Below are 25,887 nucleotides of genomic sequence, written 5' to 3' on the forward strand. Positions count from 1 at the left end.
AAATGGGTATAATAAAATATAGTTTACTATAATATTATTATGTAAACTATATAGTGTTACAATGATTGTCGTATACCGATTAGGGTTGCAATCATTTAAGTTTTGTATAAAAATAGAACATGAGATAAAAATAACGAACGTATGTTTGTGGGAGGAAATCTGATTTGACGAAACGGAATACTTATACAGATGAGTCGATTCAAATACTTGAAGGACTGGATGCTGTAAGAAAACGCCCCGGCATGTATGTCGGCTCAACCGACTACAGGGGCCTGCATCACCTGGTCTATGAAGTGGTAGATAATGCAGTGGATGAAATCATCAATGGCTACGGCGACGCAATAAACATTAAAATAAATCCTGATGAGAGCATTACAGTACGTGATAATGGAAGAGGTATGCCAACAGGCATGCATGCTTCTGGCAAGCCCACACCGGAAGTCATCTTCACCGTGCTCCACGCCGGTGGGAAATTCGGGTCCGGCGGCTACAAAACTTCAGGCGGCCTCCACGGCGTCGGAGCCTCTGTAGTCAATGCGCTGAGTGAATGGGTGAAGGTCAGGATATTCCGCGATGGCAAAATACATGAAATGTCATTCAAAGAGGGCGGAAAAGTCGATCGTGCGCTAGAAGTGACAGGCAATACCAAGGAAACTGGAACTGAAGTCACCTTCAAACCCGACCGCCAAATATTCCAGAGTGGGACCACGTTCCACTTCGAAACGATCATGGAGCGGATGCGTGAGTCGGCCTTCCTTGAAAAAGGGCTAGAAATTACAGTTGCAGATAACCGGCCCGATGAACCGGTCGAAGAGGTCTTCAAATATGAGGATGGCTTGAAGGCGTTCATTGAATTCCTTAATGAAGGCAAGGATTCCATAGGTGATGTTGTCGTATTTTCAGGAGAATACGATGGCATTTTGGCTGAGGTGAGCTTCCAGTATAATGACCAGTACGCAGAAACGCTCATCTCATTCGTCAACAATGTCCGCACGAAGGACGGAGGTACACATGAGGTCGGCTTCAAAACCGGTTTTACTCGGGCATTCAATGAATATGCCCGGAAAATCAATGAGTTGAAGGATAAAGATAAAAATCTCGAAGGAAACGATATCAGAGAGGGGCTCACAGCCATCATCTCCATCAAGATTCCTGAGCACTTGCTCCAATTCGAGGGCCAGACAAAAAGTAAGCTTGGGACAAGTGAAGCGAGAAATGTGATGGAGTCACTGATAAGCGAACACTTGCCTTATTATTTTGAAGAAAACGGTACGCTCAGCACACAACTTGTTAAAAAAGCTGTGAAGGCGCGCAATGTGCGCGAAACTGCGAGAAAGGCGCGCGAAGAAGCGCGTAACGGTAAGAAACGTAAGCGGGACACCTTGCTGTCAGGTAAACTGACACCCGCACAGAGCCGCAACGCCAAAAAGAATGAGTTGTATCTGGTGGAGGGGGATTCTGCCGGCGGGTCCGCCAAACAGGGCAGGGATCGAAGATTCCAGGCAATCCTCCCGCTCCGCGGCAAGGTCATCAATACTGAACGGGCCAAGTTTGAGGATATATTCAAGAATGAAGAAATAAATACAATCATCCATACCATCGGAGCCGGTGTCGGCACCGAGTTCAAGGTGGAGGATACAAACTACGATAAAATCGTCATCATGACGGACGCGGATACAGACGGTGCACATATACAAGTGTTGCTGTTGACATTCTTCTTCAACTATATGCGACCGCTGTTTGATGCCGGCAAAATCTATATCGCAATGCCTCCACTTTTCCAATTGAAGAAAAAGACGAAGAAGAGAGAAGACGTCCGCTACGTGTGGACCGAGGATGAGTTATTGGAGGCCCAAAAAGACATGGGCAAAGGCATCGAGCTCCAGCGCTACAAGGGGCTCGGTGAAATGATGCCTGAACAGCTCTGGGAGACGACCATGAATCCTGAGACAAGAACATTGATACAAGTCGGCGTCGAGGACGAAGCACTCTCCCTCAAGCGTGTCACGACACTTATGGGTGATAACGTTGAATTGCGGCGTAAATGGATTGAATCGAATGTCAGCTTCACGCTGGAAGATGCAGACAGCATCCTCGAAAAAGATGGCACTAAACTGAGTGAAAGTGGTGATTTGAATGACTGATCATGTTCAGCAGCTCCAGCTTGAAGATATAATCGGAGACCGTTTTGGACGCTACAGTAAATATGTCATACAGGACCGTGCGATTCCAGATGTGCGGGATGGTCTGAAGCCGGTTCAGCGGCGTATACTCTATGCCATGTATAAGGAAGGGAATACGTCCGAGAAAGGATTCAGGAAAAGTGCCAAAACCGTCGGTAATGTCATCGGTAATTACCATCCGCACGGGGATTCAAGTGTCTATGAAGCCATGATCCGGCTGTCCCAGGAATGGAAGATGCGAGAAGAACTGATCGACATCCACGGCAACAAAGGGAGTGTTGATGGAGACCCCCCTGCGGCGATGCGTTATACGGAAGCGAGGCTTTCTGAAATATCCAACGAAATGCTCCGGGACATCAATAAAGATACAGTACAGTTCATCAATAACTTCGATGACACAGAAGTGGAGCCTACGGTGCTGCCTTCGAAGTTCCCAAACCTTCTTGTCAATGGCTCGACCGGCATATCGACAGGCTATGCGACTGATATCCCTCCACATAATCTGGGGGAAGTCATAGATGCGACATTAAAGGTCATCGATAAGCCGACTGTTTCGACAGACGAACTGATTGATATCGTCAAAGGGCCTGATTTTCCGACAGGTGGCATCGTCCAAGGCAGAAACGAATTGAAGAAGGCATACGAAACAGGCCGGGGGAGAATCGTCGTCCGAAGCAAAGTCAGGACTGAGACGTTAAGAAGCGGACGCATGCAGATCATCATCGAGGAGCTGCCGTACGAGGTGAATAAAGCGAACCTCGTCAAAAAGCTGGATGAAGTGCGGGCGGACCGCAAAGTGGATGGCATTCTTGAAGTGCGGGATGAGACGGACCGTGAAGGCTTGCGGATCGTCATTGAAGTCAGGAAGGAAGCCAACGTCGAGGGGATCATAAACTATTTCTACAAAAAGACCGATCTGCAAGTCTCCTATAATTTCAATATGGTGGCCATCAGCGATCGTGCCCCAAAACAGCTTGGCTTAAAAGAGATACTAAACAGCTACATTGCGCACCAGAAAGAAGTCATTCTGAACCGTTCCAATTATGAGCTTCAGGAAGCGGAAAAGAGGATCCACATCATAGAAGGCCTGATGCGGGCATTGTCCATTCTCGATGATGTCATCCGCGTCATCAGGGAATCGAACAACAAACGGAACGCCAAGGAAAACCTGGTTGAATCTTTCGGCTTTACCGATGCTCAGGCAGAAGCGATTGTCATGCTCCAGCTATATCGCCTGACGAATACAGACATCGTCCAGCTTGAAACGGAACACAGTCAGCTTGATTATACGATCAACCAGCTGCGTGAAATCATCGCAGATGAAAAAAAGCTCTTGAAAGTCATTAAAAAAGAACTGAGGGACATCCGTAAACAATATGGTTCCATGAGAAAAACCGTCATTGAAGATGAAATCGAAGCGATTGAACTGGAAAAAGAAGTGCTCGTCCCCAAAGAAGATGTGATGGTGTCACTGACCCGTGAGGGCTATGTGAAACGTACGAGCTTGAGAAGTTATCAGGCGAGTACGCCAGAAGAGCTTGGTATGAAGGAAACGGACGAAGTCTTGTATGCCAGGCAAGCCCACACACTGGAAAACCTAGTCGTCTTTACGAATCTCGGCAATTATATGATCATTCCAGTGCATGAACTGTCAGACATCCGGTGGAAGGATAATGGACAACACCTATCAAACCGCTTCAAAATCGCGTCTGAAGAATCTCCAGTGGCTGCCTTCACCTTCGAGGCATTCGATGCCGGTCTGGACATCATATCAGTAACGCAGAATGGTCAGATAAAACGGACCGGCCTTGAGCTTTATGAAGCTTCCCGCATAAGACGGCCAATTTCAGGCATCAGCCTGAAAGGGGATGACCGGGTGGCATCAGTGATGGTGGCTACTAAAGACACAGAGGAGATTCTGCTGTTGACTGAAAAAGGCGTGTCGCTGAAGTATCCGATATCTGAAGTGAATCCTGTCGGCTTGAAGGCACAAGGTGTCAAAGCAATCCAACTTAAGCCAGATGACAAGCTGGCGTTTGCCGGACTCATTACAACTGAACGTTATATAGTCAGTGTATCCCAGCGCGGAGCGGTCAAACGGACAAGTCTCGATGCGTTCGACAATGGCGCCAGAGCCCAAGTCGGCACCGCATTATTGAAGGAAATAAAATCAAAGCCCCACCGCATTATAGCGGCTAACCTTGTCGAAGATAATGTGGAAATCACACTTGAGTCCGAAAAGGATGCCTTTAGATTGGATGCCAAATCAATCAGACTCAGCGGCCGCTACGCCAATGGATCGTTCGTTGTCGATGAAGATACATTCGGCGAAGTGGAGCGGGTGAAATTCAAAAATGTTTGAATGAAGTGAAAAATTTAGACTTGAAGCAGCCATCAGAATAATATAACATCACTTATATTGGGAGGTGCTTTATGGAAAATGAAGGAGTAGTACCAGGTTGGTTCAAAAGTGTCATTGAAGTTGGTAATGATCTTTTATGGGGAGATTTCCTCATAGGACTATTGATTCTTGCAGGTTTATATTTCTCGATCAGTTCAAAGTTCGTGCAATTCAGATGGTTCAAGGAAATGTTCAATGTACTTACCGAGAAGGCGGAGACATTGCCGGACGGTCGAAAGGGCATTGCTCCCTTCCAGGCATTTGCGATCAGTGCAGCGTCCCGTGTAGGTACCGGCAACATCGCCGGTGTGGCCACGGCAATCGTGCTCGGTGGGCCGGGCGCAGTCTTCTGGATGTGGGTTATTGCATTTTTTGGTGCAGCGACAGCGTTCTTCGAGTCGACTTTGGCGCAAGTCTACAAAGTCGAGGATAAAGACGGTGGTTTCCGCGGCGGGCCGGCATACTACATGGAGAAGGGACTCAACCAAAAGTGGCTCGGCGTCTTTTTTGCAGTATTGATTACGGTCACATTCGGTTTTGTCTTCAATGGATTGCAGGCCAATACCATTGCGCATGCCTATGAAGAGGCCTTCAACATAGACCGGTGGGTCATTGGCCTCGTCATCGCAGCACTTGCGGCCATCGTCATATTTGGAGGAGCACGGTGGATTGCCAATGTCACGGGATATATCGTGCCGATTATGGCACTTATATATCTGGGGGTGATATTCGTGATACTCATCATCAACTATGACCGGGTCATCCCGATGCTTACAGATATATTCCAGAATGCCTTCGGCATCCGGGAAGTGTTCAGCGGTGCAATCGGTGCCGCGATATTGAATGGATTCCAAAGAGGTTTATTCTCGAATGAAGCAGGGATGGGTTCAGCACCAAACGCAGCAGCATCAGCAGCCGTCAGCCACCCTGTCAAACAGGGACTCATCCAGTCGCTCGGGGTATTTTTCGATACGATGATCGTCTGTACAGCAACCGCAATCCTCATATTGATGTATACGGACTTGAGTTACGGTGAAGAGGCACAGCAGGGCATTCAAGTGACCCAGGCGGCGATGGGCGAGCAGATGGGTGCCTTCGGCGCTACCTTCATTGCGATTGTCATCCTCCTGTTTGCATATAGCTCGATACTCGGCAACTACTTCTATGGTCAAAGCAACCTCAACTACATCAAGGAAAACAAAACATTGTTGTTTGCCTTTAAACTCCTTGTAGTCCTGATGGTCTTCATCGGAGCGATAATGGACCTTGAAACGGCATGGTCGATGGCCGATCTGTTTATGGCGTTGATGGCCGTGACCAACCTTGTTGCAGTATTCGGCTTGAGCAATGTGGTCTGGCAAGTTGCCGCCGACTACAAGACGCAACTGAGGGATGGTAAAAATCCAGTTTTCCAGACGAATAATATCAAAGCGGATCTTAGCGATGTGGACGAGTGGGGTGAAAACCGTTACGCGTACCGCAATCAGGATAGATCTGGACATTAAAAAACCAGACCTTCTAAAGGTCTGGTTTTTTTAATTGAACAATGTCTTGAAGAAGGAAATGATGCTACTGAAGAAATCAGAGACGGCCCGTTTAAAGGTGCTCCATGCATCAGAATCCTGGATGTCCTGACCAATTTCTTCTGCCTTATCAGCCGCTTGTTTGAATGCATCGCTTGACCTTATTTCATCGATCAGGTTCTGGGCGCTGTCCTTGAGGCGTTCTGCTTCTTCATCTGTAAATATATTCGTGTTCTGTATTTGTATCAGAATATTGACGAGGCGGTTGATTTGATCACCCGTCACTATGCCATCCAGACCGTTCTCATTCAACTGTTCCTCTACTATTCGGCGAATATCCGCTTCAGTCAGATTCCCGCCCTGATTGATGATTTCAATTTTAATGTCTGTAATGGCTTTATTCAGCTGTTCCTGTGAAAACCCTTCTTTTTGCGCATTTTCTTTTGAGATATCTGATATGGCTTCCAACTCATCCTGGGAATTGCGGGTGCGGTCGGTATCAATTTCCTGCCCCTGTGCTTCAAATGCCTTATATATCCCTGAGAGGGCACTTTCCCCTGTGACATCTTGAGCGGCTCCGATCGTGACTTCCGCATCTGTAATACCCGATGTGAGCAGGGCGTTTTTATATGTCTCTTCCGTAATTTGGGTAATCTTACCCATCGTTTCATCTACGGTGATGTCAAGTCCATATCCATCTTCCCTCTGAATGATGCGGATGCTTGATTTGAGTACGGCATCGTCATAATCCTTGCCGATGTATTTGGCGACATCCTCCGAGTTGACGAATGTGATTTTGTCCTCTTTTTTTGTACCGAGTATGCCTTCGGTATCCTCCAACAGCTGGGGATCGTCCTCAAGGGCGGCACCATAGACGGTAACAGCTTCCTGCCACTCGGCCGCCTGCACTTCAGTGGGTATCAGCACCAGGGCCACCAATGCGATAAAAAACCAATTCCGGATCATCATAACCCTCCTTATCTAATATTTATATTCTACTATATGCTCATTACTTTCTACAATTTATTATATCCGGTCAAATGCGGTTTTCTCTTTTAATCTCTTTTTAAACGCGATAGAATGATTGAATACATTAATGACGGGAGCCAAGTATCATGGATAACGACTATAGACGTTCTGGACGCACTAGTGAGGGTATGAAAAGAAAACGGTTGCGCAAGCGTACGCTGATTCCTTTAATTATATTTATAGCGCTCATCTTCATCGTTTTGTATATCTTCTTCTCCTATCAATCCGGGTTGGATATAGCCGAGGACAAGGGAGTCGAACAAGAGGCACATGAATTCGGTGGGGATGACAATAATGATGGCAAGAAGACCATACTGCTGTTAGGGGCAGATCGTGAAGTTGACGGGGCACAACGCACGGACGTCATCATGCTTGGCCAATATGATTATATGAATAAGGATATGAAACTCGTATCGATGATGCGGGACATCTATGTGGATATCCCCGGTTTTCAAAGCTACAAGATAAATTCCGTCTATTCGCTCGGGGGCGTGGAACTCCTTAGACGCACCATCAAAAAGAACTTCGGCATCCAGATCGAAGAGTATGCAGTCGTTGACTACAAAGCATTTGAATCCGTAGTGGATGTGGTCAACAAAAAAGGGGTGATGATAGACGTCGAAAAGGATATGTCCGAAAAGATTGATGTTGAACTGAAAAAGGGTGAACAGCGTCTTAATGGACAGGAGCTTCTTGCTTATGCAAGGTTCCGCCAGGATAAAGAAGGGGACTTTGGCCGGGTAAGGCGTCAACAGCAAGTCATCACCGCCCTGAAGGATGAAGTGCTGACGATCGGTGGCGTGTTGAAACTGCCTAAAATTGCAGGGACGGGCATGGGCCACGTCAACACGAGCATGACCGATGGGGAGATGTATAGGATGATGGCCTCCTTCCTCCTAAGAAGTGATAAGGACATAGACACGCTTACAGTACCGGTAGAAGGCACCTACCAATTTATGGATACGTCACACGCCGGCAATGTAATCGATCTCGATTTTGAGGCCAATAGCCAGTATATGCATGAGTTTTTGGAAAACAATGCTGAAGATTCGGCTGAAGGCGAGACTACAACTGAATAGGCAAGACAAAAAAAGGATGGCCGCTGCGGGCCATCCTTTTTTATTTGGAGCATAATTATTTTTTAGGCTTTTTATCCAATTCATTCTGGGTCTGCGGCCATGCCCGGTGCCCGTCATCGACCTCAAATTCTGTATTTACATCAACGACATGCCTTTGTTTCAGGATCATCTCCTCTATGTCATCCCGGATGGCGTTTACTTCTTCAACAGAGAGGTCGGGATCCAGTTCCGCCACAATTTCAACGTGGAGGAGGTCCCCTTCCTTCATGACGAAGAGCTTACGTATATCTCTGATTTCATCATGTCTCAGCACAATCTCCGAAACACGCTGTTCCATGCGCGGGTCGTGTTCACCAAGTGCCCCCGCGGCATTCTCCATGAAAATTTTGTAGACGATGTAGAACATGGCGATACCGATCATGATCGAGGCGATGCCTTCTGCTTGGGAAAATCCTGTAAAGCGTGCAATTAGTATGGCAAGGATGGCGAGCAGTGCACCACCGGTTGCAACCGTATCTTCCAGGAACACCAATTTGGTCGCCGGTTTTGCACGGTCCATATGGATAAAGCTTGTCGTAAGCGGCTTTAAGCCATCAAAAGGCTGATCTGCCTGTTTGAGCAATTCTTTACCTGCCTTAAATAGAACGAACGCCTCAAGTATGGCGGCCATAGCGAGAACGCCGATGTTGATGAGCAGCATTGTTGTATCGGTTTCCACCGGAAGCGGTTCTAAAATGTGCTTTAGCCCCTCGCGCACCGTCTCATATGCCAATATACCGACGATGATGACGGCAAATAGTAAAACAAGATTCACGAGACGTCCAAAGCCGAAGGGGAAGCGTTTGGTCGGCGCTTTCTTCGACAATCCGGAGCCTACATAAACAAAGAACTGGTTAAGTGCATCGCCAATGGAATGCATCATCTCAGCAAACATGGCAACATTTCCCGTCAGTATGAAAGCACTGCCTTTTATGGCTGCGATGAAGAAATTGACGATAGATGCAGTCAGCGATGCTCCACTGCCTTTCTTAAGTAATGCGATGATATCCTTCAAATCATTTTCCTCCTTACTGATCTTTACAATATATCATACCCAAATCCATAAATAATCATGTTTTGACCTTCCTATTTTATGATATGATGAATTTACGGGTATGCGAACATACGTTCTATTCGGAGGGGATTACATGTATAACTATCATATCTGCCCAAAACGGCACATTTTCTGTGTGGACCAAAAAAGCTTCTTTGCCAGTGTTTCCTGCATCCAGGAGGGTCTAGATCCACTCACGACACGTCTTGCGGTAGTGGCAGACACTAAAAACCCGGGGGCAGTTGTATTGGCTGCAACACCAGCCCTCAAAAGAATGGGGATAAAGACTGGCAGTCGGTTGTTTGAAATTCCGAACCGTAAAGATATTTATATCATTAATCCCTCAATGAAGACATATCTCGATTATTCTTCCAGAATAACGGAAATTGCTTTGAAATACGTCGCTCCAGAAGATTTTCATCAATATTCCGTGGATGAGTACTTCATGGATGTTACAAAGAGTTTCCGGTTGTTTGAAGAAAGTCCTTGGGAACTGGCCCTACGCCTCAGGAAAGAGATCTATCAGGAGACGCGTATTGATTGTGCCGTCGGCATTGGGGAGAACCCGCTGCTCAGTAAGTTATCGCTGGATATCGAAGCGAAGCGTGCGCCTTCTGGTATAGCGGAGTGGCGCTATGAGGACGTACCTGAAAAAATGTGGCATATCAAACCGCTTAGAACACTGTGGGGGATCAACAAGAATAGTGAAGCCCGTTTGAATGAACGCGGCATATTTTCAGTGGGTGACCTGGCACACTACCCGCCCGAATATTTGAAGCGGGACTTTGGCATCATCGGTGTCGATTGGCATCTGCATGCCAATGGCATCGATTTCAGCACCATCAGTGAAAAGCATAGTGTACATGCGCCTTCCATTGCCAAAAGTCAAATCCTTATGCGTGATTATCACCTTGATGAAGTCTATGTTGTAATGCTTGAGCATATTGATGAAGTGACGCATCGTTTGCGTCTATCAAAACGGTTGGTACGCACCATCCATTTTTCTGTAGGGACAGCAGATGGCAAGCTATATCGAAAGCAGTTCACGTTAGAGGGGGGGACGAATGACGGGAACATCATCATGCAGGGTGTATGGGAACACATCGTCAGTATGGCAGATGCCTATGCGATGTACCGCACTTTAAGCATCTCTTTGACAAACCTGACACCAGATGACATGAGGCAGTTATCCCTGTTCGAAGACCCGGGCGAATTGAAGAGGCAGGATTTTCTTAGGACGATTGATGCATTAAAGGTCCGGTTTGGACAACTCAGCGTGATGAGGGCCCTGAGTTGTACAGCACCTTCGACGCTTAAGCTTAGGGAAGGGTTGATAGCTGGCCATAAAAGATAAATGTCTTTCGTGTAGCTTCCCGATGGAAATGACAGTGAATTGTAGTCGTGTAGACATGAACTTCGCAGAAATACTGCCAGTACCGTCCGCAGATGATATAATGGAGGAGACTATATATATTTATGAGGTTTCAATTCGCATTAAGTTTGGAATCTGATAATATATTCGGAGTATCAAAATTAGTTGACAGGAGTGCCATTATGCAATTTACAGAGTTGACCACTGAGGAGTTCGAACAGTTCACACGGACACACTTCAGTCATTTTACACAGACGGTGGATAATTATCGTCTGAAAATTGAGCAGGGTGTTGAAACCTACCTGATAGGCGTGAAGGACGGGGAAGCGGTAAAAGCGGCCTGCCTCATCACCCTGACCCCTGTAATGAAGGTATTCAAATATGCCTATACCAATCGTGGGCCCGTCATGGACTATTCAGATAAAAAGGTGTTCGATACATTTTTCGAAGGGCTTAATGCCTTCTTGAAACCAAAGAAAGTGATGCATGTCAGAGTAGACCCCTATGAAGTAATCAAAGAACGCAACCACGAAGGCGATATCCTCGAAGATAGGGGGAACCGCTATATATTCGATTACTTCAAAGCACTGGGCTTTACACATGAAGGATTCTCCGTCGGATTCGATCCAATCGTCCAGATCAGATGGCATTCGGTTCTTGACCTTAGAGATAAAGACAGCAAAGCTGTGTTGAATGATATGGATAGCCTCCGGAAGCGGAATATAAAAAAAGCACAGAAGCATGGTCTTCATGTCCGTTATCTTGGGCTTGACGAGATAGATGTCTTCAGGAAATTCATGAGGGATACATCTGAAATGAAATCCTTCACAGACCGCGATGATTCCTACTATATCAGCCGTAAGCAGCACTTTGGAGACAATGTCCTGATTCCACTTGTGTATGTCAATTTGGATGAATATGTCGCATCGATCACAAAGGATCGGGACGCATTGATGAAAAACATCAGTAAAGCGAATCGTGACCTCGAAAAAGATCCAGCCAACAGTAAAGCTGAAAAGAAAATAACGAATCTGACGGCTCAGCTCGAAAATATAGAAGATAAATTGCAGGAAGGCCATACATTACGTGAAACCCACGGCAATGAGCTTCCCATAGCGAGTGCCTACTATTTCATCACCCCGCATGAAGTGGTTTATCTTGCAGGAGGCAGCGATAATGATTTCAGGCATTTCGCGGGCAGTTATCTGATCCAATGGCATATGATCAACTATGCCCTGGACCATGATATTGGACTGTATAACTTCTACGGCATCAGTGGAGACTTTTCAGAAGAAGCGGAAGACTACGGCGTCATTCAGTTCAAAAAAGGATTCAACGCCACAGTCTATGAATATATCGGCGATTTCATCAAGCCGATCAATAAGCCGGCGTATAGGGTGTATCAGTCACTCGTAAAACTAAGAGAGAGAATAGGGAGGTAACAAACGGATGAAATTCGTTGAACTGACTGAAAAGGAATATAAAGATTATATAGAAAAAGGAGAGGAATCGGCCTTTTTCCAGATGATAGAAAATAAAAAGAATAGGGAGATGGATCAACAGAAGGTACGCCTGCTTGGCGTTAAGGATGCAAGTGGTACGGTGATAGCAGCATGTCTCTTCACATTGAAGAAAACGGTCCTCGGCAAATATTTCTATTATTCCAACCGCGGGCCCGTACTGGATTACCATGATCACGACCTTGTAAAGTTCTATCTGCAGGAGCTGACAACCTATCTCAAGAAGAATGACGGACTGTATGTAAAACTTGATCCGAATTGGATCTATAGAAAATATGATAAGGATGTAGTGCCTAAAGAGGAATATCCGGCCCAGGATGCATTGATCAGACTGATGGAAGATGAAGGATATGTGCATCAAGGGTTCACCCGCGGCTATTCTAAAACATCCCAGGCGCGGTGGATGAGTGTCCTCGATTTGTCGGGCCATGATGAAAAGAGCCTCTTTAAGTCCTTCGATTCACAGAGGAAGCGGAATATAAAGAAAGCACAGAAATTCGGTGTGAAGGTGCGGTTCCTCGATCTCGATGAGATCGATATATTCATGGATCTCTACTTGGATACAAGTGAGAGGCAGGGGTTCTTCACCCATCCGAATCCGAAGGAATACTTCTCCAATTTCAAGAAAGCCTATGGAGATAAGGTCCTTATCCCCCTTGCGTATATAGAGTTGGATGAATACGTAGAGAACCTGTCGCAGGAGATCACAGACAATGAGCGGAAGCGGGACCAGCTCATGCAGAAGGACAGCAAGAATGATAAGACTCTGAATAAGATTGCTGAACATGATAAACAGATCAACAAGATGACTGAAGATCGCAAAAGTGCCATGGAGATAAGTGAAAAGGAAGGGAATGTCCTGAATCTTGGGGCGGGCATCTACTTTGAAACCCCTTATGAGATGGTCTATAACTCAGGTGCGAGTTCAAGCGAGTTCGCCCATTTTGTCGGACCCTACATGATGCACTTTGAAATGATGAAATACTGTCTGGAGAATGGCATCGACAGATATAACTTCTACGGGGTGAGCGGTGACTTCTCTGAAGATGGGGAGGATTACGGCGTCTACCGTTTCAAACGTGGCTTCAACGCTGAAATAGAGGAACTGGTCGGTGATTTCGTCAAGGTCATCAGTAAAGTGCCTTATAATCTCTATAAGGTGAAACGTAAAATCGAACAGAAGACAGCTTCAAAAAGCAACTGAATAGTGAAGGAGGGTTGAACAGTGCAGATATCACAAATCCAGGAAGAAACGTTTAAAGCGTTCATGGCAGAGTATAAGGGACATTGCCACTATCTCCATGACCCGCTTTATTATGATTACATTTCAAAGACACAGGAGACGCACTTGCTTGGCCTCTATGAAGATGATGCGCTAGTCGGGGTCTCCATGCTCAGCGCGACATCGGTCCTGAAACGCTATCGGCTATTCACTTCTCATACAGGTCCATTAATCCAGCCATTCTCGAATGAGAGGCTGCAGTTCTTCCTGAAGGAAATCGACGATCACGTCAAAAAACATCATGCTGTAAAACTCATCCATTCCCCTTATATGATCTATCAGATGAGAGACAACGATGGAGAGATTGTGGAAAGCCCTAAAAACAATCATGAAATCATAGACATCTACATCAATCAGGGGTATTCACATAATGGTTTCACCAAACAGCTGGTTACAGATGAACTGCTCAGACATCAGGCTGTACTTGATTTGAATAAGGATGAAGAGCAGCTCATTAAAGATATGGATTCAAAAACACGCTATAATACGCGTGCGAGTGAGCAGATGGGCCTGAAATTGCGTTATTTGGATGAGGATGAGTATGATAAATTCATCCAGATATATAAAGACACCGAGGAACGCATCGGTTTCGACCCGGTAAGTGGGGAAAAGATAAAAAATCTGCTCCATGCTCTAAAGGAGCGTACTTATCTCACTTTGAGCTATATCAATCTGGATGAGTATTTGGAACAGTTGAATGGTGAACTCGGCGAACTTACTGCAGAATATGAAGAGATGCAGAAAAAAATCGATTCCGGCAATGGTACAAAAAGGATGAAGGGGAGGGTGAATGAAGTAAAGGACCTCCTCGGCAACAAAGAGAAACGGATAAAAAAGATCCAGAATGTGAAAGAAGAGTATGGCACAGTCATAGAGCTTTCTGCAGCCATGTATTATTACAACAACCATGAAATGGTTTATCTATTCAGCGGCAGCTATCCGGAACATTCCATGTTCATGGGTACGAACTTCACGACATGGCAGATGATCAAAAAAGCAAAGGAACTCGGAGCGGAACGCTTCAATTTCTTTGGATTGACCGGCGATTTTACGGAACAGTCCAAGGATTACGGTGTCTTCAAATTCAAAAAAGGATATAATACATTCATAGAAGAGCTACCGGGCACTTTTGAGAAAGTCTTCAACAAGCCTGCATATAAATTGGCACAGAAATTGAATAGAATATAGTGAAGAAACCATAGCGAAGCCGCTATGGTTTCTTTTCATTCTGTAGTTTTTTCAGCATATCCCCGTACCTATCATTCCATTTTCTGTAGGCAAGAGACCATAATATGATCGTGGATAATATAAGGGCGCCTGTAGCTGGCCCGAACCATGGTGAAACGATGCTGTCGTCATGGGCAAGGCCAATCGGGGAAAAGAGGATATAACAGAATATAATGGCCCCGATTAGCAGGAAAGTGACTGGGAGCGCAAATCTCCATGGGGTCATATCCACTTTTGGGTCAGACTTGAAATGATGGGGTTCATCAAGCGGCTTTATGAGCATGGAGAGCATCATAATTGCCACAGCCAACACGAAAAGCATCCCCTGTATATGAATGAAACTGATGTCGAAATTGATGCCGAAAAACATCGGCAGGCCCCATATCAACATATAGTAGAGTGCGACATGGACGATAATCGCCACCTTGGCTCCAATAGGAGGTACTTTTCTGGAAAGTATTCCGGTGAGGATAATGGCAATTACCGGTATATTAAAAAATCCGGTAAATTCGCGGATGATATTCCATAATCCTTCCGGCGCCCGGAGCAGGAGTGGAGCGATGAAGAAGGAAACAAGGGCAAGTAGGGTGCCGAACCATTTGCTGACCTTTATCATCTCACGGTCTGAAGCATTCCTGTTCATTTTGACCTTATAAATATCATAGACGAACATTGTCGCCGCGCTGTTCAACAGTGAATTAAAGCTTGAGAAAACAGCGCCGAGCAGAACAGCCAGAAAGAATCCGCTTAATATAGGAGGCAGTAACTCAGCGATTAATGTAGGATAGGCCAGATCCATGGTTTTGAGTCCATCTCCATATAGATGATAGACGATGATGCCTGGTATCATCATCATGATGGGGACAAGTATTTTGAGGAAACCGGCAAACAAAGTGCCTTTCTGTCCTTCAGCCAGGTTCTTTGCCCCAAGAGTCCGCTGGATGACATACTGATTGGTACCCCAATAAAATAAGTTGGCGAAAATCATACCGGTGAATATCGTACCGAAAGGGACGGAGTCTTCCTTCGAGCCGATGGCGTTTAATTTTTCTGGATTGTTAGTGGCAATCACCTTCATGCCACTCAATACGTTTCCATCCCCCAAAGAGTAGAAACCGATGACAGGTACAAGCAGACCGATGATGAGTAAGCCAATGCCATTCAGGGTGTCCGATATCGCAACTGCCTTCAATCCGCCGAATATAGCATATATGGAACCAATTATACCTACAATCCAAATGACAATCCACATCGATTGCTCAAGGGAAAGACCAAGGAGGGCGGGTACATCGAAGAGCTGCAGCACCGCAATGGATCCGGAATAGAGAACAGAGGGGATTGTGACGAATGTATAGCCGAGCATGAAGAGTAAAGTCACCATCATCCGTGTACCTTCGTCGAAACGGCTATTTATAAATTCAGGTAAAGTGGTGAACGAACCGCCTATGTATCTCGGAAGAAGAATCAGTGCAAGAATGATGACGGCAAAGCCGGCCGTCACTTCCCATGCCATATTGGACATATTTGAATTGTAGGCCTGTCCATTAAGCCCTATAAGCTGCTCTGCAGAAAGGTTGGTGAGCACAAGGGAACCAGCAATAAATCCGCCCGTCAAACCGCGTCCCGCAAGAAAATACCCAGCACTGTCGCCGACAGTATTGCGCGTTTTCATATAGGAATAAAAAGCGACGAAAGCCATGAAGAGAAAACATGTAACAATGGTATAGACCATTTTATCAGCTCCATGAGTATATTAATAAAAAGTCCTTACTAATATACTCTCAATATGCATCTATTAAACTTTAAATGAATGAGTTTTGCAAATATTAATGTGTCTATTTAACGAGGGTTTTACATACATTAACATAAAAACAACAAATGTTAATAAAATAGGTGTTTTTGTTGTATTTTAACTTGTATTTTTATCTTAGTATACTTATACTATATATATACCGTTAAAAATACATTAAAAGGGAGAAATGGAAAAATGAGTAAAATAGGATATGCGAGAGTAAGTACCAAGGGCCAAAATCTGGAAAGCCAGCTCGATATGCTTGAAGAAGCAGGATGCATCAAAGTGTTCTCAGAGAAAGTAAGCGGTAGGAAAGCCCAAAGAACGGCTTTAGATCAGTGCTTAGAGTATATGAGGGAAGGTGATACAATGGTAATCACCAAGTTGGATCGATTGGGTCGGACTACAAAACAGCTTATAGAATTGGCGACGACATTGGAAAAACGCGGCATAGACCTTGAAATCATCAATATGAATGTAACGACGAAAGACCCGATGGGTAAGATGTTCTTTACGATGATGTCGGCATTCGCAGAACTGGAAGCAAGCTTGTTGAGCGAACGCACCAAAAAAGGGCTTGAGTCAGCGCGTGCAAGAGGCAGAAATGGCGGCAGACCTGGCATTACAGACGATAAAAAAGCGATGATACAATCATTGTATGATGCAAAGAAATATACAGGGAAACAAATTGCAGAAATGGTTGGTGTATCTAGAGCTACTGTATATAAAGTTGTAAATGAATCAAAACAAAATGAATCATAAGTCAAAGAAAATTGTACCAACTCAATATAGTGGATAAAGCATAAAGCCTGATCGATATACACGGATCAGGCTTTATTTGGTGCAAAAGTATTATTTTACAAAAGATTTACTGATTATATAATAAAGTTTACATAATATATATTATAGGAAGTTATATATAAGGAAGTAGTACTCCTACTTTTACTTTATATCACGTTTATAGCACATGTCCATAAACCAATACGGTCTATAAATGAATATGAGTCGAATCATCCCTGGAGTCTGTTCCATACTGATCTCGAGTGATTAAAACGAGTTATATCGCCACGTGATTCCAAAATTAAATATATTGATTAAAATAATTTTATATTTATTTACGTGTCTATTTTATATATACATGTTTATGGGTATTACTATACGAATATAAAAAACTTCTTTGGTTTATTTCATCCAAAGAAGTTTTTGCATGCCTCTCGTCCGTCACATTACATATTCCGAGTATTGGTATCTGTTGGCTCTCCATTACTTTCTGGGCTGGATAATTCCTTCTTTCGTTTACGTCCTCTGACATACATCCACACGAGCATGCTTACAATCAGTGACAGAACGCCTAAGAATACTGCATAGCCGAACAACGGCTTCCAGTCTGTACCCTCTATAAAGTTAGGTATCACGAATGCCGCCAGCGTCATCAATATAAAAGAAAACACGGGAATGAGGATATAATTATGCAATACCCATCCGACTAAAATCGTTAAAATAATGACGGCAAGAATCGTAATTAAATAAAAATTGAAGTTCTCTATCATGATTTCACCCCATCTTCACTATTGCTATATTTATATTACCCTCTTTACTTTTAAATATTTGCATATCATATGATTTGAATTTTTAGAATCTTCATGTATACTGTCATTAATACTTCGGATTTCGAAATTAAAGGAGCGATTTTTAGCCATGGAAGAAATGAAATCAAGAAAAGATGTTGACGTGCAATATACGTGGGATTTGAGCGACTTATTTGCAGATGATGAAGCTTTTGCTCAAGCAATTGAAGCAGCTCGTCCCAAAATTAAAGACTTCAACAAAAAGTACTCGGGAAACCTGCACAACCCTACTGCAGCAATAAAAGCCATCCAAGAATATAAATCGATCCTCGAATCACTCGTCCCAATCGGCAATTATGCCAATTTGAAGCTCTCCTCGGACCAAGGCGACGGGAATGCACAGAAATTGGATAGTATGGCGAGTAATATCAGTACATATTTCAACAGCGAATCCAGTTTCCTCACAAGTGAACTGATTCAAAAAGAGGATGCATTTCTTGAAGAAGTGAAATCAGAAGCGCCGCAATTCCTCCACTTCATAGATGAACTGCTCAAAAATAAACCATACCAATTGAATCCGGAAGTCGAAAAAGCGCTTGCAAGCTATTCACCGGTTTTTGACGGACCCTACAGCTTATATCTTAAAACTAAATTGTTGGATATCGATTTCGGTACTTTCAATGCCAACGGAAAGGAATACCCCCTCTCCTACTTGTCTTTCGAGGGAGAATTGGAAGGCCATGAAGATGTCGAGATAAGACGCAATGCATTTAGGGCATTCAGTGATACACTCTCAAACTATCAACATACTGCTGCCGGTACCTATGATTTGCAGCTAAAGCAGGAAAAAACGATATCTGATCTCAGAGGGTTCGATTCTGTTATAGATTATCTGCTCCATGAGCAGGATGTAGATCAATCCCTCTACCATCGTCAAATTGATATGATAATGAGTGATCTTGCCCCTCATATGCGACGCTACGCAAGACTGTTGAAGCGCGTCCATGGGCTTTATGAAATGAAATATGAGGATTTGAAGGTTTCACTCGATCCGGCATCAGAACCTGAAATAAGTGTCGAAGATTCCAGACAGTATATCAATGATGCCCTCAAAGTCATGGGTGATGATTATCTCAATATGGTGAACCGTGCCTATGATGAGCGCTGGATTGATTTCGTCAAGAATAAAGGGAAGTCTACAGGTGCCTTCTGCGCAAGCCCATACGGGTCACATCCATTCATTCTGATATCCTGGACTTCCCTTATGACTGAAGTGTTTGTACTCGCCCATGAATTGGGGCACGCTGGACACTTCCATAATGCCAATCGTGAACAGAACATCTTCGACGCGCGCAGTTCGATGTATTTTGTGGAAGCACCGAGCACAATGAATGAAATGCTGATGGCGAATCATCTTCTAGAGAACTCCGAGGATCCCAAGTTCAAACGCTGGGTCATCAGTTCAATCATATCCAGGACCTATTACCATAATTGCGTGACGCATCTGCTTGAAGCTGCCTATCAACGTGAAGTCTACAGAAAAGTTGATGCCAAGGAGAATATTTCCGCAAGTGACCTCAACACGCTGAAGCGTAATGTCATTGAAGAATTCTGGGGGGATGATGTGAGCATCACTGAAGGGGCCGAACTGACATGGATGAGGCAGCCCCACTATTATATGGGATTATATCCGTATACCTATTCAGCTGGTCTGACGATTGCGACTGCTATGAGCAAGCGTATACTCAATGAGGGACAGCCTGCTGTGGATGATTGGTTGAAGGTACTGAAGGCGGGTGGTACAAAGACCCCTGTCGAATTGGCCAAGATGGCAGGAGTCGATATCACGACTGATCAGCCTCTCCGCGATACCATCGATTATATAGGAGAACTGGTTGATGAGTTGGAGCAGTTGACTGACCAGATAGAAGGATAGAAAATGGGCAGGAAAAACCCGGTAATCATATGATTACCGGGTTTCTTTCATTTCAGTCTCTTTTTCAGTCTGGACGATTTTACCTTCCTTCATCAAACGGCCAAGCGCTCTTTTGAAGGCGCCTTTTGACATATTCAAAGCTTCTTTTATATCTTCAGGCGCACTCTTATCATTAAGCGGCATGCGCCCGCCATTGCGCTCGATGTAATCCAGTATCTTCTCGCTGTCTGCATCCATCTTCTTATATGCCTGCTGGATGAAAGAACCGTTCAATTCCCCTTTATCGTTGATGCCGATCACCCTGAACTTCTTCAACTCACCCAGGCGTGGTTCTTCTTCACGTTCACTCTCATGGATAAAGACTTTGTGTCCTTCATTCGTCAAAAGGAACGATCCTATCCTGAGCAGACGGTAAGGACGCCCTTCCATCCATTTATTCCTGTAGTCTGCGAATGCCGACTGGTCAAGTGGCGTGAAGCGCTCGGCGGCTTCCTGTTCAGTGATCAGACGCCCGAATAATTGGTTGTCGCTCTCAGCCCTCAACTTCAAATAAAGCTGATCCCCTTCTTTAGGCCAGACTGACTTCACTTTAGGGAGGTCAACCCAAGGCACAAGAATTTCGCGAGGGGCCCCGATACCGACGAACGCTCCCTCCCGTGTCACTTCAACCACTTCTGCATAACCGTATTTATCAACGGTTGCAGTTGGCACTATAGGAGCAGCAAACAGTTCACCACTTCTATTCGGATAGATGAATGCGCTGATTTCTTCCCCTATCTCATAATCCCATCCCGAGGCGGAGGCATTCATTCTGATATAGACTGCGTCTTCCGCTTTAAGGTGATATGTGGAACCTTCCCTCTTGATGATTTTCAAAAATTGCACTGTACCTGATATCTGATTCATGAATGATCTCCTTCATTTGTGTTCTATATTTTCAATTATTGTGGTCATATCTTGATTGATGACCAGGTCGGCCATAAAATCAAAAGGCGTCTCTTCTCTGTTGATTATGATAAGATGGTGACCTTTGAAGTAATGGAGCAGATATGCTGCAGGGTTCACAACCAGTGACGACCCCAACACAATCAGTGTATCCGCTTTTGATACCTTGTTTTGGGCGGACTGCAGGACACGCTCGTCCAGCATCTCTCCATATAATACTATGTCAGGCCGCAATATCCCGCCACATTCACACGTCATTACATCATTTTGCAATAAGGCACCCTTAGTATAATCCTGGTTGCATGAAATGCAGTAGAAACGATTGAGCGAACCATGCAATTCATCTACATTACTACTGCCGGCCTCGGTATGGAGGCCATCAATATTCTGTGTCACGGTCCCAAGGGAACGCCCCGCAGTCTCCATTTCCGCAATGAAGCGATGGACACTGTTCGGGTGCTTATCGCTGGTCAACAGGCGTTTCCTGTAAAACTGCACGAAGCGCTCAGGTTCTTCATCGAGATGGTCACGGCTTAAAAGATATTCAGGTGAATTCCCCGACTGCCTGATTTCATCGAACAATCCACCCATACTCCTGAAATCCGGTATGCCACTTTCAACTGAAACCCCAGCACCAGTAAAAAAGACGATATCGTGACTGGTATCGATAATGCTTTGAAACCGGCGTATATCGTTCTTCATGGGTACTCATCCTCCTAGAATTATATTTCAATGGTACCATAAATGTGGTATCATCGCTTAAGAATATACTAAAGGAGAATGCCTATGCTACAGGTAACAGACGTAAGTCTCAGGTTTGGTGACCGCAAACTATTCGAAGACGTAAACATAAAATTCACACCAGGAAATTGCTATGGTCTCATTGGGGCGAATGGCGCCGGCAAATCAACATTCCTGAAGATCCTCTCAGGAGAAATAGAAGCTCAGACTGGTCATGTGAGCCTGGGGAAAGACGAGCGTCTCGCTGTATTGAAACAGGACCATTTCGGTTATGAAGATCAGCGTGTATTGGATGTCGTCATGATGGGACACTCGAAACTTTGGGACATAATGAATGAAAAGAACGAAATCTACATGAAACCGGACTTTTCTGATGAAGATGGCATACGTGCAGCCGAGCTTGAAGGCGAATATGGCGAGATGGGTGGATGGACAGCTGAAGCTGATGCTGAAAGCCTGCTCCATGGACTGGGTATAAAATCTGACTTGGTCGATAAGAATATGTCCGAGCTCGAAAATAATCAGAAAGTCAAGGTCCTGCTGGCCCAAAGCCTGTTCGGCGACCCGGATGTCCTACTTCTCGATGAGCCGACCAACGGCCTCGATATAGAAGCGATCCAGTGGCTTGAGGAGTTCCTCATCAATTTTGATAATACTGTTATCGTGGTTTCCCACGACCGTCGATTCCTTAATAATGTATGTACCCATATTGCGGACCTTGACTTTGGTAAGATTGAGCTTTATGTGGGCAACTATGATTTCTGGTACCAATCCAGTCAACTCGCCCAGCAAATGGCACAGGACCAGAATAAGAAAAAAGAAGAGAAAATCAAAGAATTGAAAGATTTCGTTGCACGTTTCAGTGCCAACGCCTCCAAGTCCAAGCAGGCGACAAGCCGTAAGAAGACCTTGGAAAAAATCGAATTGGATGACATCAAGCCATCGTCAAGAAAATATCCATTCGTCAAGTTTACACCAGAACGTGAAATCGGCAATGACCTCCTCTACATTAAAGGGCTTAGCCATAGCGTCGATGGCGTCAAGGTGTTGGATGACATCAATTTGACGCTCGACCCTTACGATAAGGCAGTTTTAATCGGTTCATCCGAAATTGCCCGCACTACTTTCCTCCGCATATTGGCTGGTGAAATCACACCTGATGAAGGAGAAGTTAGATGGGGCGTGACAACAAGTCAAAGCTATATGCCAAAAGACAATTCAGCTTATTTTGAAGGCGTGAATACAAACTTGGTGGATTGGTTGCGTCAATATGCACCTCCAGAGGAGCAGACAGAAACTTTCCTCCGTGGATTTTTAGGCCGTATGCTTTTCAGTGGTGAAGAAGCTAAGAAGAAAGCAAATGTCCTTTCAGGGGGAGAAAAAGTTCGTGCCATGCTCTCTAAGATGATGTTATCGAAAGCCAACGTGGTCCTTCTTGACGAGCCGACAAACCACTTGGATCTTGAAAGCATTACAGCTGTGAATGATGGGTTGAAAGATTTCAAAGGTTCTATTATATTCACTTCACACGACTTCGAATTCATTAACACCATCACCAATAAAGTGATTGACCTGCAGGATAAAGGTGCAATCGTCAAAGAATCAAGCTATGAGGAATACTTGAAAGATAAAGGTCTCATAAAATCTTAATTGAGAGATAATTTTAAAAAATACAAAAAACAGTTTACTTATATTGGCTGTCTATGTATAATCATATCTACAAATAAAATATGTTTGGATGAGGCGCATCAATCATGAGTAGCCACTTGTTGAAGTCTGCGAACTTTAAGCTGGTGAAAGGGTGCGATGCCGAAATAGTATACTGTTGCAGCAGTCTGCTATTGGATCCGGAGGTTAAGAGCTACGGGTCTGTCATTATTTTTTAATAATGGAGTGCATCACTTGTATATGGATAAGACAAGTCTGGCATTCTGCCAGGCTTGTTTTTTTATTATTTCTGGTGTGTGCTCCCAGTGACAGGAGGACATATGGACGCTAAAGTTTTGAAGTTCGGTGGTTCATCAGTTGGTGGTTTCGATAGGATCAGAAGTGTAGCAGAACAATTGCAGGAAAGGGTGCAATCTGGAGAAAAACTGATAGTGGTGGTAAGCGCCATGGGAAGGACGACCGATGAGTTGTTGACAAACATCAACACCCTCTCCTCTACTCCCAAAGAAGATCACGTCGCGCTTCTTTTGACGACGGGCGAACAGCAGACCATCTCCTACCTGTCGATCATCCTTGAAAATCTAGGGGTGCGCACTAAAGCGATGACTGGCTATCAGGCAGGGATAAAGACGTTTGGCGGCCATATGAAGAGCCGGATTGCGAGCATCGATCAGGAGGCCATAGAGTCTAGCCTGGCATTATATGATGTTGTTGTAATAGCAGGATTCCAAGGCATTAACGGCGATGGAGAAATAACAACGCTGGGACGCGGGGGCTCGGACACTACAGCTGTCGCCTTGGCTGCACGATGCAATATACCTTGTGAGATATATACGGATGTAGAGGGCCTCTATGCAACAGACCCCCGACTCTACAGTGCAGCAGGCAGAATCTATGAAATCAACTACGATGAGATGATGGAGATGAGTGCACTTGGTGCAGGCGTTCTTGAAACACGCTGCATAGAGATTGCCAAAAACCATTCCATCCCCCTCTATCTGGGGCAGACATCATCAGAAAAGAAAGGAACATGGGTTATGCAAGAGACAGAGATCATTGAACGTAAGGCAGTGACGGGCATCGCCCTAGACAGCAGCATGATGCATGTCACCCTTTACGAACCCGAACAGGACTCTACGCTTATATTCGATATGTTCAATCAATTTGATAGTCATGAAGTCAATATCGATATGATATCGCAAGTCATCAACAGTGGAGGCTTTCAACTTTCATTTACGGTAAAGGGGACTGATTCCCTCCAGCTTCATGAAATACTTGAGTTGATTGAAGAGATGCATGGGGAAATCGTGACGGAGGTCAGAACGGATCGGGCTAAAGTTTCAATCATTGGTTCAGGCATGCGGGATATGACAGGTGTTGCTTCCAAGGCATTTATCGCATTGCATCAATCGGGTATACCTTTTTATCAGACGACCACTTCGGAAATCAGCATTTCCTATGTGATCGACAAGAAGAACGAGACTCAGGCAGTCGAAGTGCTCGCCGAAAAATTCAACATATAATTTTGGAGGTTTTTTAGATGGTTAAGGTTGCAATTGTGGGGGCGACAGGCGTCGTTGGAGATAAGATGATTGAAATGTTCGAGAGGTATGAAATAGAACCGGAAGAACTCATGTTGTTCTCTTCTCCGCGTTCTGCAGGTAGACAAATCGAAGTCCATAATAAGTTGTACACAGTCCAAGCATTGACTGAGGAATCAGCGGATGAAAAATTTGATTATGTCATTATGAGTGCAGGAGGGACGACAAGTGAGCATTATGCGCCAGTGTTTGAAGAGAATGGCGCCATCATAATAGACAACTCCAGCCATTGGCGGATGTATGAGGACGTTGATCTTATAGTGCCGGAAATCAATTCGCCAAAACTGAAGCGCAGGATAATAGCAAACCCGAACTGTTCCACAATCCAGTCCGTGGTTGTGCTCGCCCCTTTGAAGGAAAAGTTCGGTTTAATCAGAGTCGACTACACTACCTATCAGGCAGTGTCCGGTTCCGGAAGTGGCGGATTGCGTGATTTGGAAGAAGGTGCAAAAGGTGCGTCTCCAACCACTTATCCCCACCCGATCCATGATAATGTCCTCCCCCATATCGATGTCTTTCTGGAAGATGGCTATACAAAGGAAGAACATAAGATGATTTCAGAAACACGTAAGATATTAGGCCAGCCTGAACTTCCTGTAACTGCTACATGTGTGAGGGTCCCTGTTTCAAACAGCCACAGCGTCCAGATTAACGTCACACTTGAGGCTCAGGCGACTGTCGAAGACATCAGGGAAGCGTTCAAAGGATTGCCCCACATCAGCATAATTGATGATCCGAGCAGCAACCAGTACCCTACTCCGCTGGCAAGCACCGGCAAATCGCAAGTGTTCGTCGGCAGGGTCCGTAAAGATGAATCGTTGGATAATACATTCCATATATGGTGTACAGCAGACAACCTTCTAAAGGGAGCCGCGCAGAACTCGGTACAGATTTTAAAAATGATGATGGAAATGGAGCGTGGATGAT

The 25,887-nt window shown here is 44.8% G+C and carries 19 protein-coding genes and 1 riboswitch; of the genes, 13 read left to right on the plus strand and 6 right to left on the minus strand.

Translation table 11 applies throughout. From position 1 onward, the window contains the following. Positions 1–164: 164 nt before the first annotated feature. From parE to ACFFLE_RS01600, 3 genes are all read left to right on the plus strand, one after another. Positions 165–2,144: a DNA topoisomerase IV subunit B gene (parE, locus tag ACFFLE_RS01590; RefSeq protein WP_380569427.1), complete on the plus strand. Its 1,980-nt coding sequence runs from the start codon at positions 165–167 to the stop codon at positions 2,142–2,144. Continuing rightward, complete coding sequence (gene parC / locus ACFFLE_RS01595; protein ID WP_380569428.1) at positions 2,137–4,545, plus strand: DNA topoisomerase IV subunit A; 2,409 nt, start codon at positions 2,137–2,139, stop codon at positions 4,543–4,545. Before parE ends, parC begins: the two co-directional genes overlap by 8 nt. Before the next feature lie 71 nt (positions 4,546–4,616). Beyond that, entirely contained in the window at positions 4,617–6,089 is a 1,473-nt protein-coding gene (locus ACFFLE_RS01600; RefSeq protein ID WP_380569429.1) for an alanine/glycine:cation symporter family protein, read from the plus strand. Positions 6,090–6,119: 30 nt separating this feature from the next. Here the strand turns inward: ACFFLE_RS01600 and ACFFLE_RS01605 are convergent, their stop codons facing one another. Then, positions 6,120–7,076 carry a DUF1002 domain-containing protein gene (locus tag ACFFLE_RS01605; RefSeq protein WP_380569430.1) on the minus strand — a complete coding sequence of 319 codons (957 nt, stop codon included), beginning with the start codon at positions 7,074–7,076 and terminating at the stop codon, positions 6,120–6,122. Between the two features lie 146 nt (positions 7,077–7,222). Here ACFFLE_RS01605 and ACFFLE_RS01610 point away from each other — a divergent pair, with 146 nt between their 5' ends. Then, positions 7,223–8,215 carry an LCP family protein gene (locus tag ACFFLE_RS01610; protein WP_380569431.1) on the plus strand — a complete coding sequence of 331 codons (993 nt, stop codon included), beginning with the start codon at positions 7,223–7,225 and terminating at the stop codon, positions 8,213–8,215. A gap of 55 nt (positions 8,216–8,270) precedes the next feature. On the opposite strand, the gene ACFFLE_RS01615 is transcribed toward ACFFLE_RS01610, so the two are convergent. Next, a complete protein-coding gene (locus ACFFLE_RS01615; RefSeq protein ID WP_380569432.1) occupies positions 8,271–9,269 on the minus strand; it encodes a cation diffusion facilitator family transporter in 999 nt (332 codons plus the stop codon). Between the two features lie 133 nt (positions 9,270–9,402). On the opposite strand from ACFFLE_RS01615, the gene ACFFLE_RS01620 reads away from it, so the two are divergent. The 4 genes from ACFFLE_RS01620 to ACFFLE_RS01635 all read left to right on the plus strand — a co-directional run bounded on the left by ACFFLE_RS01620 (position 9,403) and on the right by ACFFLE_RS01635 (position 14,670). After that, on the plus strand, positions 9,403–10,662 hold the full coding sequence (locus ACFFLE_RS01620; RefSeq protein WP_380569433.1) for a Y-family DNA polymerase: 1,260 nt from the start codon (positions 9,403–9,405) through the stop codon (positions 10,660–10,662). A 200-nt stretch (positions 10,663–10,862) separates the two neighbouring features. Continuing rightward, positions 10,863–12,122, plus strand: a complete 1,260-nt coding sequence (locus ACFFLE_RS01625; protein ID WP_380569434.1) for an aminoacyltransferase — start codon at positions 10,863–10,865, stop codon at positions 12,120–12,122. A 7-nt stretch (positions 12,123–12,129) separates the two neighbouring features. After that, complete coding sequence (locus ACFFLE_RS01630) at positions 12,130–13,404, plus strand: aminoacyltransferase (RefSeq protein ID WP_380569435.1); 1,275 nt, start codon at positions 12,130–12,132, stop codon at positions 13,402–13,404. A gap of 21 nt (positions 13,405–13,425) precedes the next feature. Beyond that, entirely contained in the window at positions 13,426–14,670 is a 1,245-nt protein-coding gene (locus ACFFLE_RS01635; RefSeq protein WP_380569436.1) for a peptidoglycan bridge formation glycyltransferase FemA/FemB family protein, read from the plus strand. A 22-nt stretch (positions 14,671–14,692) separates the two neighbouring features. On the opposite strand, the gene ACFFLE_RS01640 is transcribed toward ACFFLE_RS01635, so the two are convergent. Beyond that, complete coding sequence (locus ACFFLE_RS01640) at positions 14,693–16,441, minus strand: solute:sodium symporter family transporter (protein WP_380569437.1); 1,749 nt, start codon at positions 16,439–16,441, stop codon at positions 14,693–14,695. Between the two features lie 255 nt (positions 16,442–16,696). On the opposite strand from ACFFLE_RS01640, the gene ACFFLE_RS01645 reads away from it, so the two are divergent. Then, positions 16,697–17,263, plus strand: a complete 567-nt coding sequence (locus tag ACFFLE_RS01645) for a recombinase family protein (protein ID WP_380569438.1) — start codon at positions 16,697–16,699, stop codon at positions 17,261–17,263. Between the two features lie 464 nt (positions 17,264–17,727). On the opposite strand, the gene ACFFLE_RS01650 is transcribed toward ACFFLE_RS01645, so the two are convergent. After that, on the minus strand, positions 17,728–18,051 hold the full coding sequence (locus tag ACFFLE_RS01650) for a DUF2651 family protein (RefSeq protein WP_380569439.1): 324 nt from the start codon (positions 18,049–18,051) through the stop codon (positions 17,728–17,730). Between the two features lie 148 nt (positions 18,052–18,199). Here ACFFLE_RS01650 and pepF point away from each other — a divergent pair, with 148 nt between their 5' ends. Continuing rightward, positions 18,200–20,005 (plus strand): oligoendopeptidase F, encoded by a 1,806-nt coding sequence (gene pepF, locus ACFFLE_RS01655; protein ID WP_380569440.1) that lies wholly within the window; start codon positions 18,200–18,202, stop codon positions 20,003–20,005. A 33-nt stretch (positions 20,006–20,038) separates the two neighbouring features. Here pepF and ACFFLE_RS01660 read toward each other — a convergent pair whose 3' ends face one another. Both ACFFLE_RS01660 and ACFFLE_RS01665 read right to left on the minus strand, forming a co-directional pair. Further along, positions 20,039–20,911 carry a CvfB family protein gene (locus ACFFLE_RS01660; RefSeq protein ID WP_380569441.1) on the minus strand — a complete coding sequence of 291 codons (873 nt, stop codon included), beginning with the start codon at positions 20,909–20,911 and terminating at the stop codon, positions 20,039–20,041. Positions 20,912–20,923: 12 nt separating this feature from the next. After that, complete coding sequence (locus ACFFLE_RS01665) at positions 20,924–21,652, minus strand: NAD-dependent protein deacylase (protein WP_380569442.1); 729 nt, start codon at positions 21,650–21,652, stop codon at positions 20,924–20,926. Between the two features lie 84 nt (positions 21,653–21,736). Between ACFFLE_RS01665 and ACFFLE_RS01670 the strand changes: the two genes are divergently transcribed. From ACFFLE_RS01670 to ACFFLE_RS01680, 3 genes are all read left to right on the plus strand, one after another. After that, complete coding sequence (locus ACFFLE_RS01670) at positions 21,737–23,341, plus strand: ABC-F family ATP-binding cassette domain-containing protein (RefSeq protein ID WP_380569443.1); 1,605 nt, start codon at positions 21,737–21,739, stop codon at positions 23,339–23,341. Positions 23,342–23,421: 80 nt separating this feature from the next. Continuing rightward, a riboswitch (Lysine riboswitch) is annotated at positions 23,422–23,598 on the plus strand. Between the two features lie 81 nt (positions 23,599–23,679). After that, positions 23,680–24,882 carry an aspartate kinase gene (locus ACFFLE_RS01675; protein ID WP_380569444.1) on the plus strand — a complete coding sequence of 401 codons (1,203 nt, stop codon included), beginning with the start codon at positions 23,680–23,682 and terminating at the stop codon, positions 24,880–24,882. Positions 24,883–24,899: 17 nt separating this feature from the next. Continuing rightward, positions 24,900–25,886 (plus strand): aspartate-semialdehyde dehydrogenase, encoded by a 987-nt coding sequence (locus ACFFLE_RS01680; protein WP_380569445.1) that lies wholly within the window; start codon positions 24,900–24,902, stop codon positions 25,884–25,886. Position 25,887 lies beyond the last annotated feature (1 nt).

It is taken from the genome of Salinicoccus siamensis (assembly GCF_042429615.1).
GTDB lineage: Bacteria > Bacillota > Bacilli > Staphylococcales > Salinicoccaceae > Salinicoccus > Salinicoccus siamensis.